Source organism: Streptococcus oralis (assembly GCF_016028255.1).
GTDB lineage: Bacteria > Bacillota > Bacilli > Lactobacillales > Streptococcaceae > Streptococcus > Streptococcus oralis_AC.
In genome coordinates, this window is sequence record NZ_CP065707.1 from 1,561,784 (window position 1) to 1,583,267 (window position 21,484).

Here is a 21,484-nt window from a genome sequence, read left to right on the forward strand (position 1 = left end):
CCTCTCCTTACTGGGCTTCTGGCATCTGCCGAACATCTACGAAACGCCCTGCGATAGCTGCTGCTGCTGCCATTGCTGGACTGCAGAGATGGGTCTTAGCACCAAAGCCTTGTCTATCTTCAAAGTTGCGGTTACTAGTTGAAGCGCAGTGGACACCATCAGGGACCTTGTCGGGATTCATCCCTAGGCACATAGAGCAACCTGGGTCTCTCCACTCAAAGCCAGCATCTAAGAAGACCTTATCCAAGCCCAACTTCTCAGCAGCTCGTTTCACAGGACGCGATCCTGGTACTACAATTGCTGTTAGATTGGGAGCTATTTTCTTTCCTTTGACAAATCGCGCAGCCAGTTGCAAGTCACTGAGACGAGCATTGGTACAAGATCCAATAAAGATATAGCCTAGTTCAATGTCCGCCGGCTTTTGACCAGGTTCCAAGTCCATGTAATGATAAGCTCGTTCATCATTCATATCCTTAATTTCTGGAAAACTACTGTCAAAGTCAACGCCCATAGCAGGATTGGTTCCCCAGGTCACCATAGGTGCCAAGTCAGAGACATCCATATGGATAACCTTATCATAAACAGCATCATCATCGCTGACAAGCGTCTTCCAATCGGCAACCGCCTCCTCGAAAGCTTCGGGAACACATTCCCGTCCCTTGAGATAGTCATAGGTAGTCTGATCTGGATTCATAATTCCCATCTTAGAACCAAACTCGATGGACATATTGCAGATGGTCATTCTCTCTTCCATGGTCAGTGCATCAATTGCTTGCCCACGATATTCCACCACATAGCCAACACCACAGGCAACGCCGTACTTGGCAATTAAGGCGAGAATGTAATCCTTAGAATAAACTCCTTTTTGAGGAACACCAGTGAATTCTACCAGCATTTTCTTGGGTTTAACTTGCCAGAGTGTCTGAGTAGCAAAGACATGCTCAACCTCACTGGTCCCAATCCCAAAGGCGATAGCTCCGAAAGCTCCGTGAGTAGCTGTGTGACTGTCTCCACAGACGATGAATTTTCCTGGTTGGGTCCGTCCTGTTTCTGGACCTACCATGTGAACGATTCCCTGCTTTTCAGAACCGTGGGCCGCATGTTCAATCCCAAACTCCTCAACATTTTCAGCAAGCTTATCAATTTGGGCCTTAGAAATAACATCTCGAATATCATAGATGTTGACCGTTGGTACATTGTGGTCAAAGGTTCCAAATGTCAAGTCTGGTCGTCTCAATCTGCGGCCTGCATCTCGTAATCCTTGAAAAGCTTGGGGACTAGTCACTTCATGAATATAGTGCTGGTCCACATACATGAGTTGGGGCTGCCCTTCTTCTCCTGTGATGACATGGCGGTCCCATAATTTATCAAAAATTGATTTTCCTGCCATCCATTACCTCCAAATAAAATATAAGGCTACTAGCGTGGTCACCATCCCGAGAAACCAAACTGTTTTAAAATACCATTTTCTAGTCTTGTGATGAAAGGTGATTCCTGCCAACCAGGCACCAAAACCACCACAAGTAAGGGCTAAAATGAGTAAGATTTTCTCTGGGACGCGCCAAGCACCTCTTCTTGCCTTGGATTTGTCAATGCCATAAATCAAGAAAATCAGCAAATTCCAAATCAAGAGGGCAAGCGTGATTCCTTCATTTATCTTCATAATCTTTCAATGATGGCTTCTGTCATTTCCTTAGTCGAAGCCTGTCCTCCAATATCTCTTGTTAAAATGCCAGCCGCTAAACTAGCTTCAACAGCACGCTCGATACGCTCTGCATCCTCATAACGTCCAAAACTGTCTCTCAACATCATAGCAACTGACAAAATCATAGAGATAGGATTGGCAATTCCTTGACCTGCAATATCAGGCGCTGAACCGTGAATAGGCTCATAAAGACTTGGCCCCTTTTCAGAATGACTGGCTGATGGCATAACACCAAGAGTGCCTGATAGAACGCTTGATTCATCAGATAAGATATCTCCAAAAAGATTTTCCGTCACGATGACATCAAACTTGGCAGGATTGGTAATCATGATCATGGCAGCTGAGTCCACCAACTGGTGCTCCAAGGTTACATCTGGAAAATCTTGCGCAACCTCCTCAGCTACTCTGCGCCAGAGTTTTGAAGTCGCTAGAACATTTTGCTTATCGATACTAGTAACGATTTTTCTGCGACTTCTTGCGATTTCAAAGGCCTTGCGAATGATCCGCTCTACTTCCTCATAGCTGTAGTCGTTGATATCACGCGCTTTTCGCTCTTCAAGGATATGATCCCCAAAGTAAATTCCACCTGTCAACTCACGCACCACGACAAAGTCTACACCAGCAATTCGTTCCGGTTTGAGAGGTGACAAATGCTTGAGACTATCAAAAATCTTAACAGGGCGAATATTGGCATAAAGATTGAGTTCCTTACGAAGAGCCAGCAAGCCTTGTTCAGGCCGAACCGATGCTCCATCATACTGAGGACTACCGATAGCCGCAAGGAGAATAGCATCTGCTTCTCTACATGCCTTGAGGGTTTCATCAGGTAAGGGATGCCCCGCAGCATCAATACCCGCACCTCCAAAGGGGCGTCTGTCTATCTCATAGTTAAATCCTGTTTTTGAAGCTAGAGCTTCCAGAACCGCTAAACCAGCTTCCATGATTTCTGGACCGATTCCATCCCCTGCTAGAGCTACTATTTTCTTTGTCATAGCCTTCTCCTTTACACACTAGGCATGTCTCGGTAGGAAACGCTATGCCCCATCTCACCTGCATTCTCTTTTTGAACAAAAGTATTGGCATTGATATAAGCAATAGCCGAAGCCTTCAATACATCGAAATCAAGACCTGCTGCGTTAAAGATGGTTTCTGTATCTCTGTTTTCAACAGTGACCAAGACACGAGCTTGGGCATCGATTCCATCTGTTACCGCGTCAATAGTGTAGGACACCAAGCGGACAGATTGGTTAAAGAACTTATCGATAGCGTTAAAGATCGCTTCAACGGAACCTTGCCCTGTCGCATTGAATTCGACTTTCTCACCATCCATATTGGCTAGGCTAACGAGCGCTTCAATCTCATTATCTGCATGGGTTTGAAGTTGCAAATCATCAAAATGGAAGCCTTCTGGATTTTCAACCATGGTTCCAGCTACCAGAGCTCGAATATCTGCATCTGTGATTTCTTGTTTCTTGTCCGCCAGTGCCTTGAACTTAGCGAAGAGTGGTTTGATATCCTCTTCTGTAAAATCTAGAGCCAATTCTCTTAGTTTCTCAACAAAGGCATGGCGACCAGACAATTTACCAAGTGGAAGGCTATTACTCTTAACACCGACCAATTCAGGTGTGATGATCTCATAAGTGAGAGGATTTTTAAGGACTCCATCTTGGTGAATGCCCGATTCATGAGAGAAGGCATTGCCACCAACGACAGCCTTGTTTTTAGGAACTGGAATACCAGAGAAGCGAGAAACCATTTCAGACGTATTCATTGTTTCATCCAAAATAATATCACTAGTTGCTTGGAAGAAATCCTCACGAATCTTTAAAGCAACAGCTACTTCTTCAAGAGCAACATTACCTGCGCGTTCACCAATACCATTAATAGTTCCCTGGACACGTCCAGCACCGTGTTTAATTGCTGTCAAAGTATTTGCAGTTGCCATACCGAGATCATCGTGACAGTGGACACCAAAGACAACTTTATGATCTGATTTGATATTTTCAGTCAAGTGATCAAAGATACGTGCAAACTCTTCTGGAGTCGTAAAGCCAACTGTGTCAGGGATATTGATATAAGATGCACCTGCATCGACCGCTGTTTGAACGACTTGTAATAGGAAATCCAACTCTGTTCTAGTCGCATCTTCAGGAGAGAATTCGACGATTTCAAACTTAGAACGTGCGTAAGAAACATGTTCCTTGATAGCTTCTAAAATCTCTTCCTTGCTCTTATTGAGCTTATACTTGCGGTGAATCGGACTGGTAGCGATAAAGACATGAATTTGTGGATACTTGGCATCCTTAAGTGCCTCATAACAAGCATCAATATCAGATTTTACAGAACGAGCTAATCCTGTCACTGCTGTTTTTTTCATGGCTTTAGCAATTTCTTGAACAGCTATAAATGAATCTGGACTAGCAGCCGGAAAACCAGCTTCAATTACAGAAATTCCCCATTTCTCCAGCTGCCTTGCAATGGAAACTTTTTCCTTTATTGAGAAGTTAACACCAGGTGTTTGTTCCCCATCACGAAGGCTTGTATCAAAAAATTCAACTTTACGCATAAGATTTCCCCTTTTCCAAATATGGTTTTAAAAAAACATCTCGCTCAGAAACCCAAGCGAGATGTTGATTTACTCCCGCTTGGTAAGCCAAACAGGACTAATGCTTTTGCACTAGCCCGAGTACCTCAACAACAAAGCAAATTGATTAAACTTAGCTGTTTTCATGTTTGACTTTCTCCTTCGTTTGATATCTTGTCTAGTATTCTAGCATAGCTAAAAACACTTGTCAAGAAAAAATCCATTATTTTCTGAAAATTTCTTCAGTAAAGAATATTTTGCTAATTGAAAGTATTTGAAAACTCAAGTAACTTTACTTATTTTTTCACTGTCAAGTTCCAACTTCTTTCTATCAATTTCAGTACCATTTCATCTGACAAAGTATCATCAAGCGCCAGACTAAGCCAGTAGCGTTTGTTCATATGAAAAGCTGGATAAATGCCCTTTTGTGAAAGCAAGTCAGCTACTTGGTCGTGTTTGAGGTTGACTGCTTCAACTAGCCCTTCTCTCCCCTTATCTAACTTATCCCATGGAATTCTCATCAAAACAGCATACCACTTTTGATTGCCTTCATGGCGCAATACAGCTGTATCAGGCGACTTTTCCCACAGATACTCCAACTGATTACCATACTTTTCTTGAACCTGATCCATGATACGCTTAGTCTGAGGACAGATAAAATCCTGCACATCAAAGCAAGCCTTCCGAATCTGGTAAAGAATCTCCAAACAAGCCTCACGGACACTTCCGACAAAACTTCCCCTCATACTTTCCATGTGTACTTGAGGATAGAGATCACCCGTCTCTTGATCAAAGACCTGAAAACTCACATCATCAACAGTGATGGACACAGTTATAAAAAAGTCACCCTGCAAAATCTGGTAACTATAGGTCCAGACTTCCCCATTTTCTACAAAACCATAGGCATGGGCTTTTTCTTTATTAAACTGATAGGATTTAAAAATTTCAAACATAAGTGAAAACTGCTACCAAAAGCTAGCAGTTCCTTTCTATTTTTTAAAAGACAACCTTAGTTCCATGCAACTGTGTCACACCCAGCTGATCGATAAAGGTTTGACGGTTATCCAAGTCAATCCCCCCACCTGGTAGAATTTCAATTTTACCTTTAGCATGTTCTAAAATTCTGTGATAATGGGCAAAACGCTTGTCTAGCGAGTCCCCAGATACTCCAGCACGAGTTAAGATACGAGTGACACCAGCTTGGCTTAACCAGTCAATGGCTTCCAACTGGTCTTCATCACTTAATTCATCAAAGGCCATGTGGAAGACAATTTCCATTCCTTTAGATGCGGCAATCAGCTTCTCAAGATTAGTCTTATCCAACTTCTTCTCAGCAGTTAAAACCCCAAATACAACCCCTTGACTTCCAGCCTGCGCAGTCAAATGAATGTCTTCTAACATAATCGCTATTTCAAGATCATTATAGACAAAGTCGCCACCACGGGGACGAATCATGGTCATAATGGTGGTGTCGTAGTTAGCTGCCAGTTCAACCGCTGCCTTGGTCACTCCATAGCTAGGTGTTGTTCCACCAACTGCTAGATTGTCACAAAGTTCGATTCGACGAGCTCCAGCCTGCATCGCTTTTTCAAGCAAGGTCACATTTTCAGCACAAAATTCGTAAATCATTTGATTCTCCTTGATGTTTTCTTTAAATTTATTATATCATATTATTTTAAATATGCTTTTATTTTTATCAAGGCAAATTACTACTATTTTAACTATTCTTTGTCAGGAATGACTTTAAAAAGATAGTAGGTGATAAAGATAGTCAAGGCTCCCAAACCGATTTTGACTGGCAAAAGAGGGGCAAAATAAATAGAAATTCCCATCAAGATATAGATAGATACGATGATTTTTTTCTTGCGTTCTCGCGCGATTGACTTGGTTTCCCGAAAGTCGGCTACATAAGTCTGATAAAGCTTGGTATGATAAAGCCAGTCTTCAAAACGCTTAGAAGATTTGGAAAAACAAGCGATAGACAGCAAAAGAAAGGGAGTTGTTGGCAAGAGCGGCAAGACAACACCTACAAGAGCTAGAGCCAAAGAAATAAAACCAATACAGAAATAAATAATGCGCATAACTTCTCCTAATAAAATAATCTTCTACTAGTTTCCCACAAAGTGAGGAAATTTGTCAAGCTTCAAGTAAAAAGAGCCTGAAATTCATTTTCAGGACTCTGCATTTTATTTGATCTTTTCCTCTTCGTAGTCGCCATTACTACATACAACTTGCTTGCCACCACCACGGACTTTTTTCTCCACAAGGAAGTGTCCGCATTTTGGACAGTCACGGCCAATCGGTTTGTCCCAGGAAGTAAATTCACATTCTGGGTAACGGTTGCAACCATAGAAGATACGATTGCGCTTGGTTTTGCGTTCGATGATTTGTCCTTGATGGCAGCTTGGACACTCGACACCAATCTCTTTAACAATCGCTTGTGTGTGACGGCAGTCTGGGAAATTACTACAAGCATAGAATTTACCAAAACGACCGAGCTTAATCACCATTGGACTGCCACAAACTTCACAGTCAAATCCAGCTGGCTCATCCTTAATCTGGATTTTTTCCATTTCGGATTCAGCCTTGGCTACTTCTTTGGAGAATGGTTTGTAAAATTCATCAATAACACGTTGCCACTGCTCTTTACCAACTTCGACATCATCCAGTTTCCCTTCCATCTCAGCTGTGAAGGTCACGTTGACGATGTCTGGGAAGTATTCAACGATGAGTTTATTGACAATTTCTCCCAACTCTGTTGGTTCAAAACGTTTAGCTGCCAGACGAACGTAGTAACGTTTTTGGATGGTTTCAATGGTCGGAGCGTAGGTTGACGGACGTCCAACTCCATTTTCTTCCAAGGTCTTGATAAGTGTCGCTTCTGAATAGCGAGCTGGCGGTTGGGTGAAATGTTGCTCTGGCTTGCTATTGACCTGCTTGACCACATCTCCAACAGCCATATCTGGCAACATTTTGTTCTTGTCAGAGTCGTTGTAGATAGCAAGATAACCATCAAACTTAACTTGGCTTCCATTTGCCGCAAACTGAACCCCATTTTGAGATAGCTTAACAGCCATGGTATCAAAGATAGCGCCTGTCATCTGGCTAGCCACAAAACGGTTCCAGATAAGAGTATAGAGCTTGAGCTGGTCTTTGTCCAAGTACTTAGCGATGCTTTCTGGTGTGTTAAAGACACTAGATGGGCGAATGGCTTCGTGGGCATCTTGAGCACCTGAGGCATTCTTGACCTTGCTACCATGCTTGGAATACTTGCTACCAAAACGGTCGTTAATGTAGCTTGCAGCTTCGTTCTGAGCCACAGGACTGATACGAGTCGAGTCTGTACGCATATAGGTAATCAAACCTTGCACGCCCGATCCGATATTGATTCCTTCATAGAGCTGTTGAGCCACCATCATAGTCTTTCGAGTACGGAAATTAATTTTGTTAGCCGCATCCATCTGCATGGTTGAAGTCGTATAAGGTAGGGGGGCATTGCGTTTGCGTTCTTTCTTATCTACCTGGTCTACTGTGAAATCTTTACTAGTCAAATGAGACAAGACTTCTTTGACTTCTTCATTGGTGGTCAATTTCATCTTTTTGCCATTCATACCATAGAAAGAAGCCTGAAATTGTTTGGTTTCCTTCTTAAAGACACCATCAATTGTCCAGTATTCTTCTGGTTGGAAGGCATTGATTTCATTTTCACGGTCAATGATGAGCTTAAGGGCAACTGACTGCACACGTCCTGCTGATAAGCCCTTCTTGACCTTTTTCCATAAAATAGGCGAAATCGAATACCCTACCAAGCGGTCTAAGACTCGACGAGCTTGTTGGGCGTCGACCAAGTCCATGTCAATCTTGCGAGGTTCTTTAAAGGCATTTTTTACTGCGTCTTTGGTGATTTCATTAAAGACTACACGGTTGGCATCATTCTCGTCCAAGTTGAGAATGTGAGCCAAATGCCAGGAAATTGCTTCTCCTTCACGGTCCGGGTCACTCGCCAGAAAGACTTTATTAGCTTTTTTGGCTTCTTTTTTCAAGTCATTGATGAGAGGACCTTTTCCCCGTATATTGATATATTGTGGTTCATAGTTATTTTCAATGTCAACAGACATACTAGATTTCTTCAAATCACGGATATGCCCGACACTGGCTAAAACCTTATAATTTCTGCCTAGATATTTCTCAATCGTTTTCGCCTTAGCAGGCGACTCCACGATGACTAGATTTTTCATAACTGTTGATTTTTTCTTCTTTGTTGCCGTAGCCACACTATCACACCTTTTCAAAGTAATAAACTTTATAAAGTGTAAACCATTTTTAAAGACCTGTCAAGACTTAACTCCTATAGTATAGAAGAAAAGTTTATCTGAGTGAACAAATTTCTCCTTAAAATTCAAACTCAGCCAGCACATCTTGACCACTGGAAATCAGCTTTGCTCCCTCTTGGATCAGGTGGTGACAGCCATCTGAATGGCCATCTAAAATGTTTCCTGGAATGGCAAAAACATCACGCCCTTCCTCCATAGCTCGCTCACAAGTGATGAGACTACCAGAACGCATCCTTGCCTCTGCTACAATAACGCCGCGACACAGTCCTGCTATGATTCGATTACGAGCTGGAAAGTGAAATTTCAAGGGTTCTTCACCAGGTCCGTACTCGCTAAGTACCAAATGGTGATTGCCAATGTGTTCCTGCAAACGTTTATTGGCTCGGGGATAAAAAACATCCAACCCTGTTCCAATGACAGCAATCGTTCTTCCTCCATTTTGGAGTTCAGCCATATGGGCAGCCGTATCAATCCCTTTGGCTAAACCACTGACCACGATTAACTCGTTTTCCAAACCTTGAATGACTTTCTGAACCGACTTTGCTCCCTGACTAGAACATGAACGACTCCCTACAACAGCAACCTTTGGAAACTTCAACAAGTCCAGATTTCCTTTATAAAACAAGAGCGCTGGAGCATCATAAATCTCACTCAGATCCCAAGGATAACAGTCATCAAGAATCGAGAAGGATGGAAATTTTTGGAACTCCTTCTCCAACTGTGCATCATCTATCTGGAAATAGCGTTCCATAAAGACAGCAGGATTACGGCACCCAGATATTTCAGCAATATCACCTAGCAAGAGCTCCTGATCTACAGTCTCGTCATATTCAAGAACTGTTAAAATTTGTTGATTGGTCAGTCCAGCTTTTCTCAATTTGTAAATCTCATAGTTTGTGATCTTCATATACAACTCCATTTCTTTTTCTACTCATCTATCTATTCGTAAAAAAAATAAAAAGAAGACATGATAAACTGATTTTTGTATTTATCCAACTTTCGTATGTGATAACTTGGTTCATCAAAAACACAAAAAACTCTTGAGAAATCTTCAAGAGTTTTATTTTATATTTCTATTCTTCATCCATACTCAAAACGCTGAGGAAGGCTTCTTGTGGGACTTCTACTGATCCGATAGCTTTCATGCGTTTCTTACCAGCTTTTTGTTTTTCAAGGAGTTTGCGTTTACGAGAAACGTCACCTCCGTAACACTTAGCAAGTACATTCTTACGAAGGGCCTTGATATCAGTACGGGCCACGATCTTGTGCCCAATAGCTGCTTGAATCGGCACCTCAAATTGTTGACGAGGGATGATTTTCTTGAGCTTATCCACGATGAGTTTCCCACGTTCGTAGGCGAAATCCTTGTGAACGATAAAGCTGAGTGCATCGACCTTATCACCATTGAGAAGGATATCCATTTTCACTAGCTTAGATGGGCGGTACTCTGACAATTCGTAGTCAAAGCTTGCATAACCGCGCGTTGAAGACTTGAGCTTATCAAAGAAGTCAAAGACGATTTCAGCAAGCGGAATTTGATAGATAACATTGACACGATTGTCATCAATATAATCCATGGTTACAAAGTCACCACGTTTGCGCTGAGCTAGTTCCATAACTGCTCCGACAAACTCCTGCGGTACCATGATTTGCGCTTTAACATAAGGTTCTTCAATGGTCGCGATCTTAGTTGGGTCTGGAAATTCAGAGGGGTTAGACACATCCATAGACTCACCATCAGTTTGGTTAACCTTATAAATAACAGACGGAGCTGTCATGATGAGGTCAATGTTGAACTCACGCTCTAAACGCTCTTGGATAACATCCATATGGAGAAGTCCAAGGAATCCACAACGGAAACCAAATCCAAGCGCCTGAGATGTTTCTGGTTCAAACTGCAAGCTAGCATCGTTAAGTTGCAATTTTTCAAGGGCTTCACGAAGGTCATTGTACTTGTTTGAATCGATTGGGTAAAGACCTGCAAAGACCATAGGATTCATCTGCTTGTACCCATCTAGCGGTTCTGCTGCTGGATTGCTTGCTAGGGTCACTGTATCACCAACACGCGTATCTTGAACCGTCTTGATGGAAGCCGCAATATAACCAACGTCACCTGTGGCTAGGAAATCACGCCCTACTGCTTTCGGCGTGAAAATTCCCACCTCCGTCACATCAAAGGCCTTGCCATTGCTCATGAGTTGAATTTTATCGCCAGGTTTAACCACTCCGTCCATAACACGCACTTGGAGGATAACCCCACGGTAAGCATCATAGACCGAGTCGAAAATCAAGGCTTTGAGTGGCGCCGTTACATCACCAGTTGGGGCTGGCACTTTCTCTACGATCTGCTCAAGAATTTCTTCAATACCAATACCAGCTTTGGCTGAAGCTAAGACCGCTTCGCTGGCATCCAGTCCAATGACATCCTCAATCTCTGTACGAACACGTTCTGGATCGGCTGCTGGTAGGTCAATCTTGTTAATGACTGGCAGAATTTCCAAATCATTGTCCAAAGCTAGATAAACGTTAGCAAGAGTTTGCGCCTCAATCCCTTGGGCCGCATCAACCACCAAAATCGCTCCTTCACAGGCAGCTAGCGAACGCGACACTTCATAGGTAAAGTCCACGTGCCCTGGCGTGTCAATCAAGTGGAAAATATAGGTCTCCCCATCTTTCGCAGTGTAATTCAACTCGATGGCATTGAGTTTAATGGTAATCCCACGTTCACGCTCAAGATCCATACTATCCAAAAGCTGGGCTTGCATTTCACGACTAGAAACCGTCTCCGTCTTTTCCAAAATGCGGTCTGCTAGGGTTGATTTCCCATGGTCAATATGGGCGATAATAGAGAAGTTCCGGATTTTCTCCTGTCGTTTTTTTAATTCTTCTAAGTTCATGATGCTCTTCCTTTCAGGGTATCTATTAATTATAAATTGTTTTTAACATTTTGACAAGACCATACCCTGCTAGGAGTACTAATCTTCGGCAACAAAACCATCATTCTCGATAAAGTGGTGTTCTGTCATTCCTTGGTCTGTAAAGACGATTCCATGAAGGACACCGCCATAGACAGCTCCTCCATCCATGCCAATCTTGCCATCTTCTGTCATCCAAAGCTCAGCAGTACCTCGGTCTTGCTTCAGCAAACCATAAACCGGTGTATGCCCAAAGACAATGGTTTTCCCGGTATGATTTTCAGCTTCGTGGAATGGTTTTCTGAGCCAGACTTTCTTGTAATCTGTGGTTTCATGCCAATCATCCAAAGTCAAATCAATACCTGCGTGAACAAAGATATACTTGTCTGTCTCTACTACAAATGGCATTTGACGAATAAATTCGACCAAGTCCGCTGCTTCTGTCGCAACACGTTTGGCATCTTCTACGCCATCAACTGGTGCATCCAAGGGACGACCTAAAATAGAGTTAATGGTTGTATCACCACCATTGCGGCGATAGTGGTCATAACTTTCTTCTGGGTCATCGAGCCAAGTCAAAAACATATACTCGTGATTTCCTGACAAACAGATAGCCCCTTGATTGTCCACTAAGTCCTTAACCATTTCAAGAACACAGCGACTATCCTCACCGCGGTCAATCAAATCCCCTAGAAAAAGCAACTGGGTCTGACCATCCCAAGTTTTGAGAAGGTCTTCCAGCATACTAGCTTTTCCATGGACATCTCCAATTACATAATAATCTGTCATTTATTTCTCCCTCGTTTGCAATAATTCTTTGGCTTGGGTAAGGGCAGCTTCGGTTACATTTTCCCCAGCCAACATTTTAGCTACTTCCTCTACTCGTTCTTCTAAAGTCAAGAGGCGAACCGTCGACACCGTTGAGTGCTCATCGCTAATCTTTTCAATAAAGAATTGATAATCCGCGATGGCAATTACTTGTGGTAGGTGAGAGATTGCTAAAACCTGACCATGCTGGCCAATCTTATGAATCTTCTGAGCTATGGCTTGGGCCACACGACCTGAAACTCCCGTATCCACCTCATCAAAGACAATACTGGTCTTGCCCTCTTTACGAGAAAAGGCAGATTTGATAGCAAGCATGAGACGAGACAATTCCCCACCAGATGCAACCTTAACCAAGGGTTTAAAGTCCTCACCTGGGTTGGTGGAAATGTAAAACTCGACCGTTTCATTCCCCTCCCGACTAAATTTGCCCTTACTAAAGCGAACCTGGAACTGTGCCTTCTCCATATAGAGGTCTTGCAATTCCTGCTTAATCTCAGCTTCGAGTTGCTGGGCCAAATCATGACGAGCAGATGCAAGCTGACCTGCCAAATCAACAAGATTAACTTCCAATTTCTTGAGCTCTGCTTCCATGTCTTCGGAAGAAAGGTTATTACCCGTCAAGAGATTGTACTCATCCGTAATCTTGGCAAAATAAAGCAAAACATCGTCCACAGTCCCACCGTATTTACGGGTAATAGTATTCAGAAGGTCTAAGCGATTCTCAACCTGCATGAGGCGATTGGCATCAAAATCTAGATTTTCAATGATATCTTCCAAACGCTTGGTAATATCTTCTAAAACATAGTAGGTCTCTGATAGAGAAGTTGAAATTTCACGGTATTCAGGGTCGTATTCTTCAACACTTTCCATGTCATTCATGGCGGAACGGACATTAGCAAGACTGGAGAATTCCTCATTGTCCAACATAGTGTAGGCATTAGTTAGCGTATCCGCAATATTTTTATGATTGAGAAGCTTATCTCGTTCTTGGTTGAGAGCTAAGTCTTCACCAGCCCGCAAGTTTGCTGCTTCAATCTCTGCCATTTGAAATTCCAACATCTCAATGCGAGACTTGTGTTCCTGCTGGTTTTTCTTGACTTCAAGAACCTGCTTGCGCATTTTGCGATAGGCGTCAAAGCTTGTCTGATAGGTCTCCTTCAAGTCCAAGAAAGCTGCATCACCAAACTCATCCAACATCTGGATATGCAGTTGCGGACGCATTAACTCTTCTTGGTCATGTTGACCATGAATATCGACAAGATGCTGGCCAATTGCACGCAAAACAGAAAGATTGACCATCTGCCCATTCACGCGACTTACACTTCGCCCATTTTGAAGAATTTCACGACGGATGATAATTTCATCCCCCAACTCCAACCCTTGCTCTTCAAAGAGTTCTTGTAAAGAACGGCTATTCTCAACAGAAAAAAGTCCTTCAATCTCGGCCTTGGGAGCACCATGACGAATAACATCTGTAGTCGCTCTAGCTCCTAACATCATGTTCATAGCATCGATGATGATCGATTTCCCAGCACCTGTTTCACCAGTTAAGACTGTCATGCCTTTTTCAAAATTGAGCGAAATCGCCTCTATAATGGCAAAGTTTTTTATCGAAATTTCAAGTAACATATAAACCTACCAATTTTTTACTTGTTCAAACATTTCCTTGGCGTCTTCTTCATTTCTCAAGATAATCAAAATTGAGTTGTCGTCTGCCAAACAGTTGAAAATCTGCTCTGAAAAAGCGTCCACCAGCTGTCCTTTGACAAAGGCAGTATTCCCAGGAATGACATCCAGATTGATCATATTTCCCATGCGCTCAGAACCTACTATGTTATTCTCAGCCAACTGCAAACTTCTTACAATTGTTTTTGGCAATTCATAGATGTATTTATTGTTCTTCAAGGGAATTTTTACAATACCCAGTTCCTTAATATCTCGTGACACCGTCGCTTGAGTGGCAGAGATACCTGCTTCTTTTAAATGCTCAACGATTTCTTCCTGTGTTCCGATTTGATAATCTGTTACAAATCTTCTAATTTTTTCAAGTCTCTCTTTTTTATTCATCTTTAAATTCTCTATGTGCTCTCTCTACAACTTTTTCTATTTCAGGGGCAACTTGGTTACTTGCTCCCTCTTCCTTTTTCAAATATGCCAGAAATTCAATATTTCCATGTCCACCTTGGATTGGTGAATAGTCTAATCCAAACACTGAAAAACCTTGTTCAACTGCCATAGCAGTGACAGATTCAAGGACATGTTGATGAACCTTGGCATCGCGAATGATTCCATTCTTTCCAATCTGCTCACGACCTGCTTCAAACTGGGGCTTAACCAGAGCCACAACCTGCCCTTGATCAGCCAAGACTCGGTGTAAGGCTGGCAGAATCAAACTGAGGGAAATAAAACTCACATCAATACTGGCAAAGCTCGGTTCCTGCTCAAAATCAGTCTTTTCAGCATAGCGGAAATTGAACTGCTCCATGCTGACAACCCGTGGGTCTTGGCGCAATTTCCAAGCCAACTGATTGGTGCCGACATCAACTGCAAAGACTAACTCAGCACCATTTTGCAACATGACGTCAGTAAATCCTCCAGTGGAAGCCCCAATATCAATCGTGGTTGCGCCATCCACTGATAAATCAAAGACATGCAAAGCCTTTTCCAGTTTTAGACCACCTCGACTGACATACTTGAGTTTTTCACCTTTGAGTTTTAACTCGGTGTCATCTGGAATTTTCTCTCCTGGTTTGTCAAAGCGTTCTCCATTCAGGACTGCTACGACTAGACCAGCCATGACACCACGCTTGGCTTGTTCACGCGTTTCAAACAAACCCTGTTTATAAGCTAGTACGTCCACTCTTTCCTTAGCCATTGATTCTCAAACTTTCTACTATTTTCACAATCGGCGCTGTTTCAAAGCTGACTTGCTGGGCGATTTCTTCTAATTTAGCCTCGGCTTGATCCAAAGTTTGGTTACAAAAGGCAATGGCCTCTTCCAAGCCCAACAAGGCAGGATAGGTTGACTTTTCTGCCTGTAAATCCTTTTGTGGTGTCTTGCCGATTTCCTCAAAACTAGCTGTCACATCCAGTACATCATCTCTTACTTGAAAAGCCAGCCCAATCAATTCACCTACAGTTTTCAATTTTGTTTGGATTTCAGGCGCTAATTCAGCTATGATAGCAGCTGCTTGGAAGGGATAGGCTAGTAATTTTCCAGTCTTATTGGCATGAATGGTCTGAAGTTCTTCCAAGGACAAATGCTGGTGTTCGCCTTCCATATCTAAAACCTGACCTGCTACCATGCCTAGACTTCCTGAAGAAAGGGATAAGTTGGCAATCAAATCCACCTTGATTTGACTTGGCAAATCTGTCTGCGCTATCAAGGCATATGGATCTAGGAATAAAGCATCTCCAGCCAAAATAGCCATTGCTTCACCAAATTTCTTATGATTGGTTAAACGCCCTCGACGGTAATCGTCATCATCCATGGCAGGAAGGTCATCGTGAATCAAGCTCCCTGTATGAATCATTTCCAAGGCCGCAGCCACCTGCGCGTGTGCTGGTTTAATAGCGACTTGCAAGGCTTCCAGAACCTCTAACAAGAGAAAAGGCCGAATACGCTTGCCCCCAGCATGAATGGAATAGAGAACGGACTCTCGTAGACTAGAAGCAAACTGCTGGTCTCCATAAAAATCTTCCAAGGTCGACTCGACAAGAGCTAATTTTTCTTGCTTCTTCATTCAAAATCACTTTCTGTTCCGTCTTCTTGCATGACCTTAACCAAGGTCTTTTCAGCCTTGTCCAGTGTCGCTTGGAGCTCTTTTGACAAGACCATGCCCTTTTGAAAGGCCGCAATCGCATCTTCCAAAGCAATTTCACCATTTTCCAAACTTTGGACAATGGTTTCCAGTTCTGCTAGATTTTCCTCAAATTTCTTTTGTTTTGACATCTTTAACCTCTAATTCTACTTGACCATCTCGCATCAAAAGCGTCACTTGGTCTTTTTTCTTCAACATCTCAACTGAATCCACAACAGAATCTTCTTTTTTGACAATCGCATAGCCACGCGCCACGATTCGACTGGTATCCAACATCAACAAAGCTTCTGAAAGTCTCTTCACCTCAGCAACCTTGGCATCATAAACAAGCGCCATTTGGCTACGTAGGAGCTTGTCCAACTGACCTAGACGATCTTGATAGCGTTGGATTTTGGTAACAGGTGATAATTGTACCAGTTGATGCGTCCTTGCTTGGACTAGCTGTTTGTTATCGGAAATCCGTGTTCGCAAACTTTGTTTTAAACGCAGTTGCAGTTGATCCAACCGTTGCAAATAACCATCATACAAGCGCTCTGGCTGTCTAAAGATAACAGACTGACTGCATTTTTTCAAAGCCTCTTTTTTCCTTGATAGGACATTTCGGACTGCTGTCGCCATCCGTTTTTCCTGATTTTGCAAATGAGCTAATAGATCCAACTTGGTCACAGGTGTTGCTAGTTCAGCAGCAGCAGTCGGTGTCGCAGCCCGTCTATCTGCCACAAAATCCGCCAAGGTCACATCTGTCTCATGCCCCACACTAGAAATGATTGGCAAACGAGATTCAAAAATAGCTCGTACCACAATTTCTTCGTTAAAGGCCCAGAGATCCTCGATGGAACCACCACCACGACCAATAATCAGTAAATCCAAATCGTCACGTTGATTGGCACGCGCGATATTTCGAGCAATTTCCTCCGCCGATCCATCACCTTGCACCTTAGTCGGATAGAGAAGGATATCAACACCAGGAAAGCGCCTGCTGACAGTCGTGATAATATCTCGAATAACAGCTCCACTACGACTTGTTACTACGCCGATACGCTTAGAAAATTGGGGCAGAGGTTGCTTGAAGCGTTCTTGAAACAGACCTTCTTCTGTCAATTTTTTCTTGAGTTGTTCAAACTGAATCGCAAGCGCCCCAACCCCATCAGGCTCAGCCTTTTCAATGATGATAGAGTAGCTACCGCTCGGTTCATAAACCTGAACTCGCCCAATCACATTGATTTTCATCCCTTCTTCGAGGTCAAAACCTAGTTTCTGATAGATCCCAGACCAGATGGTCGCTTGAATAACTGCATGGTCATCCTTCAGGGAGAAATATTGGTGAGTAGGTCGTTTACGAAAGTTGGAAACTTGACCAGTTAAATAGACCCGTTCCAAGTAAGGGTCTTTATCGAATTTCATTTTCAGATACTTGGTCAAAGTTGTTACCGATAAATACTTTTCCATCTCCACCTACTACTCATTTCCTTGCTCTTTCATGGGTATTATTATACCAAAAATATGCCTAAAAATCTCCATTTATGTACCATTATGAGTGAAAAATAGAAAAAGGAGGCAAGGCCTCCACATCTGATTATTTGCTGTTTCGAGCTTCTTCCAAAATCTTTGCAATCTTGGTCGTCAAAAGGTCGATAGCAACTGTATTGCTGACTCCCTCAGGAATGACGATATCAGCATAACGCTTAGTTGGCTCGATAAACTGGTGGTACATGGGTTTAACCACACCTAAATACTGGTCAATAACGCTGTCAAGACTACGGCCACGCTCTTCCATATCACGCTTGATACGACGAATAATGCGCACATCATCATCCGTATCCACAAAAATCTTGATATCCATCAAATCGCGCAGACGCTTGTCCTCCAAGACCAGAATCCCCTCAACGATAAAGACATCTTGAGGCTCCTGACGATAGGTCTTGCTACTCCGTGTATGCTCTGTATAGTCATAAGTCGGAATGTCCACTGGCCGTCCCGCCAACAATTCCTTAATCTGCTCGATCATCAAGTCTGTATCAAAGGCAAATGGATGGTCATAGTTGGTTTTGACACGCTCTTCAAAGGTCAAGTGAGACTGATCCTTGTAGTATGAATCATGCTCAATCATGGAAATCTTTTCATCAGGGAAGTGCGATAAAATGGCTCTTGAAACACTAGTTTTACCACCACCAGAACCACCTGTCACTCCGATAATGATTGGTCTATTTTGCATGCTATCCTCCGTTTTTTTATCCGTCGTCTATTCTATCATATTTTTTGCAAAATTTATAGTCTGATTTGGATAGATTATGGATAACAATTCTAATACTTACACCCAGTAAGACTAGCCAAAAACCTTCCTTGGCTTGTAGAGATAGCCTCGTTTTTCTAAAATGGCAAGCAATTTACCACCTTCAAAGGCAGCCAATTCTTTGTCTGTTTGGTCTAGCTCGATAAAACGACCATAGCGCACTTCTGTAGCCTCTTCTGGAGTTAGGAAAACTTTGACAAGGTCCCCTGCCCCAATCTCAAGAGGATGGAGAAAGTCCAGCTGACCAGCCTCCACTTTTTCAGCAATTTCGTCCAAGGTAAGAGCATCCTCCAGTTGTAACCCTGCAGCACTAGTCCGTGTCAGATGGGACATATGGGCCGCATAACCCAGCTTCTCTCCCAAGTCAACTGACAAGGTACGGATATAAGTCCCCTTACTGCATTTCACACGAAAGGTAAAACGTGCGAGGTGATCCTCATAAGAAATCGGACTAGTCCGCTCAAATTGATAAATAGTCACCCGACGTTCTGGACGCTCCACTTCCTGACCAGCACGCGCATACTCATAGAGCTTACGACCATTGACCTTGACAGCTGAATACATAGGCGGAGTCTGGGTAATAGGGCCAGTCAGACTGGCAATCGCTTCATCGACAATAGTTTCATTCAAGGGTGACAAAACGGGTGTCTCTGCGACCACTTCCCCACTAGCATCCTCGGTCGTTGTGGAATAACCAAGAGTGATTTCCCCCTCATAGACCTTGCCCTCATCCTGCATAAACTCGACCATGCGGGTCGCCTTGCCAATCGCAATCGGCAAAACCCCGACCACATCCGGATCCAAGGTCCCACCATGACCAATCTTCTTGGTTCCCAAAATCTTACGCAGTTTAAAAACAGCGTCATGCGAGGTCATCCCCGCTTCTTTTTTTAAGTTGATAATACCGTTCATTTTTGCTTTATATTTCCCTTTTTACTTTACATCAACATATTCTATCTTAGACAGATTTTAAAACTATATCAGCTCATTTTTCTAAATACTTCCTAGCTTCCTGTACATAAAAGAGTTCTGGATTTTCATGGGCGATACTTTCAAACAAACTACGAACACGAGCTTCATCTCCTTTTAGCTGAGCATTGAGAGCTCCGTAATATGAGAACTTGATTCGAGCTAGCTTATTTTCTGGTTCAGTTGTATCGAAGTAGTCGTTTGGTTCTTTATTAAACACAATATCTTTTATGGTTTGGGCTTGTGCAACGAATTTAGCCTTACCACCTTTACAATCTGCAGCCTTGGACAATTGTTCCTCAATGAAAGCAATACCTTGCGCATCTTGAAGATGGATAGAAGATAGAAATTCATAATATAATTTCTTAAATTCAAATATTTTTCTATTTTTTTTAGAAATATTAGAAAGATTGATATTTGAATATTGACTAAGTGCTAATAAAAAATCTCCTCTGAGGTAAGATAATTCTCCTGTGATTAATTCAAAACTTACTTCATTAAATTTCTTATTAAACTTATTGGAATGACTAACACTGTGTTCAAAGAAAGATTGATATTTCTTAAAATCAATCAAAGTCTCCTTCCAATATAGAAGAACTTTCCATGTCAATAAACTTAAAAAGATGCCAATAACTATAAATAATACCGACAAAAATAACAGATAACGTACTGCAATAATATTTTGTTTAAACAATAAAAACAAACCCAAAATTGCTATATAAACTGCAACAACTACTAAATATGAAGATAATCGAATACAAATATTATAAAGAAATTTTACATCTTTATTTGCTAATAATTTAATCAAGCTTTTCAATTTTATAAAAATCCTCCAAATAAAATTGTTTACTAAATTCTCTCAGTAAAAAATTTTCAAAATCATCTTCATCTTCAACTATTGTATACATTCCGTTGTTCACTATAAAATAGTCATTATTGATCATGTAGTGTCCATCGGAGAGTCTTGAAAAATCAATGTCATCTAACTTCAATTTGTCACGTTCACTAAGTGTTAAACGTAAACGAAGGGCTCCCTCTTTCATATAGTCTTTAGGAGAAATTGCTGCATATCCTCCAAATGCTTGTTTTTCTGGACTAGATGAGTTTTGATTTTGAACTGCTTTTTCTTTAATAAAAGAAGTGATTCTAAATGAACGTGATATTTGAAAACCTGGACTAGCTAATGGCTGATCTTCAGCATCAAATACAGATAAATCATAACCTTTCTTTTTAATAGCATCTTCCACTACTGATCTAAAATCTTTTAGAACTATTTGAGCTTCATCACTTGAAACAGCATTTTTTATAAATTCCTTTAGGCCATATTGTTCATCAATGAAAGTAACATATTTTAATTTTTGACGAATGTACTTAGCACCTACTTGAATCGTTATCCCATTATCCGATACATCAAAAATACTAATATCTGAAACGTTACTATCTATTTCTACGCTTTTAAGAGCAACATCATAATTCATTCCCCTAGAAGAATAAAACTCTTTTAATTGTTGAACTTTAGCATTATTTCTAAAGTGGATTTGAATTCTACTTCCTACAAATGGAGAAAAAATACCAATCAAAAATAGAATAAGTAACTTGCGACTTAATTTTGGATTATAGTCTTCCTTTTGATAAATCCAATCTAAATACGGAAATAAAAATAATGAAAAAATGAAACTCCAAAGGTCAATATCTTTTATAAAGTCAAAGGAAACGATCATTTTAAATCTTAGCAAAAAAATCAGAAAAATTGCTAAAAAAATATTTCCAATCAATAGAAAAGCAATGATGCGTTTCGATTCATTTTTTGCTTTTCGCACATAAGATATCCCCACCAGAAGATTAGCCAAAAAACTAATTCCATAACCGAATATAGTTGGAATAAATCCAAAAATAGCAAAGATTAAATTATATCTTGAGTCAGTATCGCCTACGCCTTCAATATTTAAAAGACCATATAGGAGATTAAGAAAAAATACAATTAATGGTAAATAAGCAATATAAATTTCCGAGAATTTCAAAGATTTTTTCATAG

At 41.6% G+C, this 21,484-nt stretch carries 21 protein-coding genes; all 21 read right to left on the reverse strand.

Annotation, left to right across the window (positions count from 1 at the left end; translation table 11 throughout):
• Positions 1 to 7: 7 nt before the first annotated feature.
• Complete coding sequence (gene leuC, locus I6G42_RS07625; RefSeq protein WP_038805361.1) at positions 8 to 1,390, reverse strand: 3-isopropylmalate dehydratase large subunit; 1,383 nt, start codon at positions 1,388 to 1,390, stop codon at positions 8 to 10.
• Between the two features lie 3 nt (positions 1,391 to 1,393).
• Positions 1,394 to 1,663 (reverse strand): DUF1294 domain-containing protein, encoded by a 270-nt coding sequence (locus I6G42_RS07630; protein ID WP_000700091.1) that lies wholly within the window; start codon positions 1,661 to 1,663, stop codon positions 1,394 to 1,396.
• Complete coding sequence (gene leuB, locus I6G42_RS07635; protein ID WP_038805362.1) at positions 1,660 to 2,697, reverse strand: 3-isopropylmalate dehydrogenase; 1,038 nt, start codon at positions 2,695 to 2,697, stop codon at positions 1,660 to 1,662. Before leuB ends, I6G42_RS07630 begins: the two co-directional genes overlap by 4 nt.
• Positions 2,698 to 2,708: 11 nt before the next feature.
• Positions 2,709 to 4,271 (reverse strand): 2-isopropylmalate synthase, encoded by a 1,563-nt coding sequence (locus I6G42_RS07640; RefSeq protein WP_038805363.1) that lies wholly within the window; start codon positions 4,269 to 4,271, stop codon positions 2,709 to 2,711.
• Between the two features lie 314 nt (positions 4,272 to 4,585).
• Positions 4,586 to 5,242: an MmcQ/YjbR family DNA-binding protein gene (locus tag I6G42_RS07645; protein WP_038805364.1), complete on the reverse strand. Its 657-nt coding sequence runs from the start codon at positions 5,240 to 5,242 to the stop codon at positions 4,586 to 4,588.
• 43 nt (positions 5,243 to 5,285) lie between these two features.
• The gene (locus I6G42_RS07650) at positions 5,286 to 5,918 is read right to left on the reverse strand and encodes a copper homeostasis protein CutC (RefSeq protein WP_038805365.1); all 633 of its coding nucleotides are present in this window, start codon (positions 5,916 to 5,918) and stop codon (positions 5,286 to 5,288) included.
• Between the two features lie 92 nt (positions 5,919 to 6,010).
• A complete protein-coding gene (locus tag I6G42_RS07655; protein WP_001220344.1) occupies positions 6,011 to 6,370 on the reverse strand; it encodes a YbaN family protein in 360 nt (119 codons plus the stop codon).
• A gap of 105 nt (positions 6,371 to 6,475) precedes the next feature.
• On the reverse strand, positions 6,476 to 8,563 hold the full coding sequence (gene topA, locus I6G42_RS07660) for a type I DNA topoisomerase (RefSeq protein ID WP_038805367.1): 2,088 nt from the start codon (positions 8,561 to 8,563) through the stop codon (positions 6,476 to 6,478).
• A 118-nt stretch (positions 8,564 to 8,681) separates the two neighbouring features.
• Positions 8,682 to 9,530, reverse strand: coding sequence for a DNA-processing protein DprA (gene dprA, locus I6G42_RS07665; RefSeq protein ID WP_038805368.1), 849 nt, complete (start codon positions 9,528 to 9,530; stop codon positions 8,682 to 8,684).
• Positions 9,531 to 9,696: 166 nt separating this feature from the next.
• Entirely contained in the window at positions 9,697 to 11,520 is a 1,824-nt protein-coding gene (lepA, locus tag I6G42_RS07670) for a translation elongation factor 4 (RefSeq protein ID WP_038805369.1), read from the reverse strand.
• A 78-nt stretch (positions 11,521 to 11,598) separates the two neighbouring features.
• The gene (locus I6G42_RS07675) at positions 11,599 to 12,327 is read right to left on the reverse strand and encodes a metallophosphoesterase family protein (protein ID WP_038805370.1); all 729 of its coding nucleotides are present in this window, start codon (positions 12,325 to 12,327) and stop codon (positions 11,599 to 11,601) included.
• Positions 12,328 to 13,995, reverse strand: coding sequence for a DNA repair protein RecN (gene recN / locus I6G42_RS07680; protein ID WP_038805371.1), 1,668 nt, complete (start codon positions 13,993 to 13,995; stop codon positions 12,328 to 12,330).
• A gap of 6 nt (positions 13,996 to 14,001) precedes the next feature.
• Positions 14,002 to 14,433, reverse strand: a complete 432-nt coding sequence (locus I6G42_RS07685; RefSeq protein ID WP_038805372.1) for an arginine repressor — start codon at positions 14,431 to 14,433, stop codon at positions 14,002 to 14,004.
• Entirely contained in the window at positions 14,426 to 15,241 is an 816-nt protein-coding gene (locus tag I6G42_RS07690) for a TlyA family RNA methyltransferase (protein ID WP_038805373.1), read from the reverse strand. The genes I6G42_RS07685 and I6G42_RS07690 overlap by 8 nt, the downstream gene beginning before the upstream one ends.
• On the reverse strand, positions 15,234 to 16,109 hold the full coding sequence (locus I6G42_RS07695; RefSeq protein WP_038805374.1) for a polyprenyl synthetase family protein: 876 nt from the start codon (positions 16,107 to 16,109) through the stop codon (positions 15,234 to 15,236). The genes I6G42_RS07690 and I6G42_RS07695 overlap by 8 nt, the downstream gene beginning before the upstream one ends.
• Entirely contained in the window at positions 16,106 to 16,318 is a 213-nt protein-coding gene (locus tag I6G42_RS07700) for an exodeoxyribonuclease VII small subunit (RefSeq protein WP_000043226.1), read from the reverse strand. Before I6G42_RS07700 ends, I6G42_RS07695 begins: the two co-directional genes overlap by 4 nt.
• Entirely contained in the window at positions 16,296 to 17,636 is a 1,341-nt protein-coding gene (xseA, locus tag I6G42_RS07705) for an exodeoxyribonuclease VII large subunit (RefSeq protein ID WP_038805375.1), read from the reverse strand. The genes I6G42_RS07700 and xseA overlap by 23 nt, the downstream gene beginning before the upstream one ends.
• A gap of 127 nt (positions 17,637 to 17,763) precedes the next feature.
• Positions 17,764 to 18,402 (reverse strand): uridine kinase, encoded by a 639-nt coding sequence (udk, locus tag I6G42_RS07710; RefSeq protein WP_001181376.1) that lies wholly within the window; start codon positions 18,400 to 18,402, stop codon positions 17,764 to 17,766.
• 111 nt (positions 18,403 to 18,513) lie between these two features.
• Entirely contained in the window at positions 18,514 to 19,392 is an 879-nt protein-coding gene (gene truB / locus I6G42_RS07715; RefSeq protein WP_038805376.1) for a tRNA pseudouridine(55) synthase TruB, read from the reverse strand.
• A gap of 73 nt (positions 19,393 to 19,465) precedes the next feature.
• Positions 19,466 to 20,257: a hypothetical protein gene (locus I6G42_RS07720; RefSeq protein WP_038805659.1), complete on the reverse strand. Its 792-nt coding sequence runs from the start codon at positions 20,255 to 20,257 to the stop codon at positions 19,466 to 19,468.
• Entirely contained in the window at positions 20,250 to 21,482 is a 1,233-nt protein-coding gene (locus I6G42_RS07725) for a hypothetical protein (protein ID WP_038805377.1), read from the reverse strand. Before I6G42_RS07725 ends, I6G42_RS07720 begins: the two co-directional genes overlap by 8 nt.
• Positions 21,483 to 21,484 lie beyond the last annotated feature (2 nt).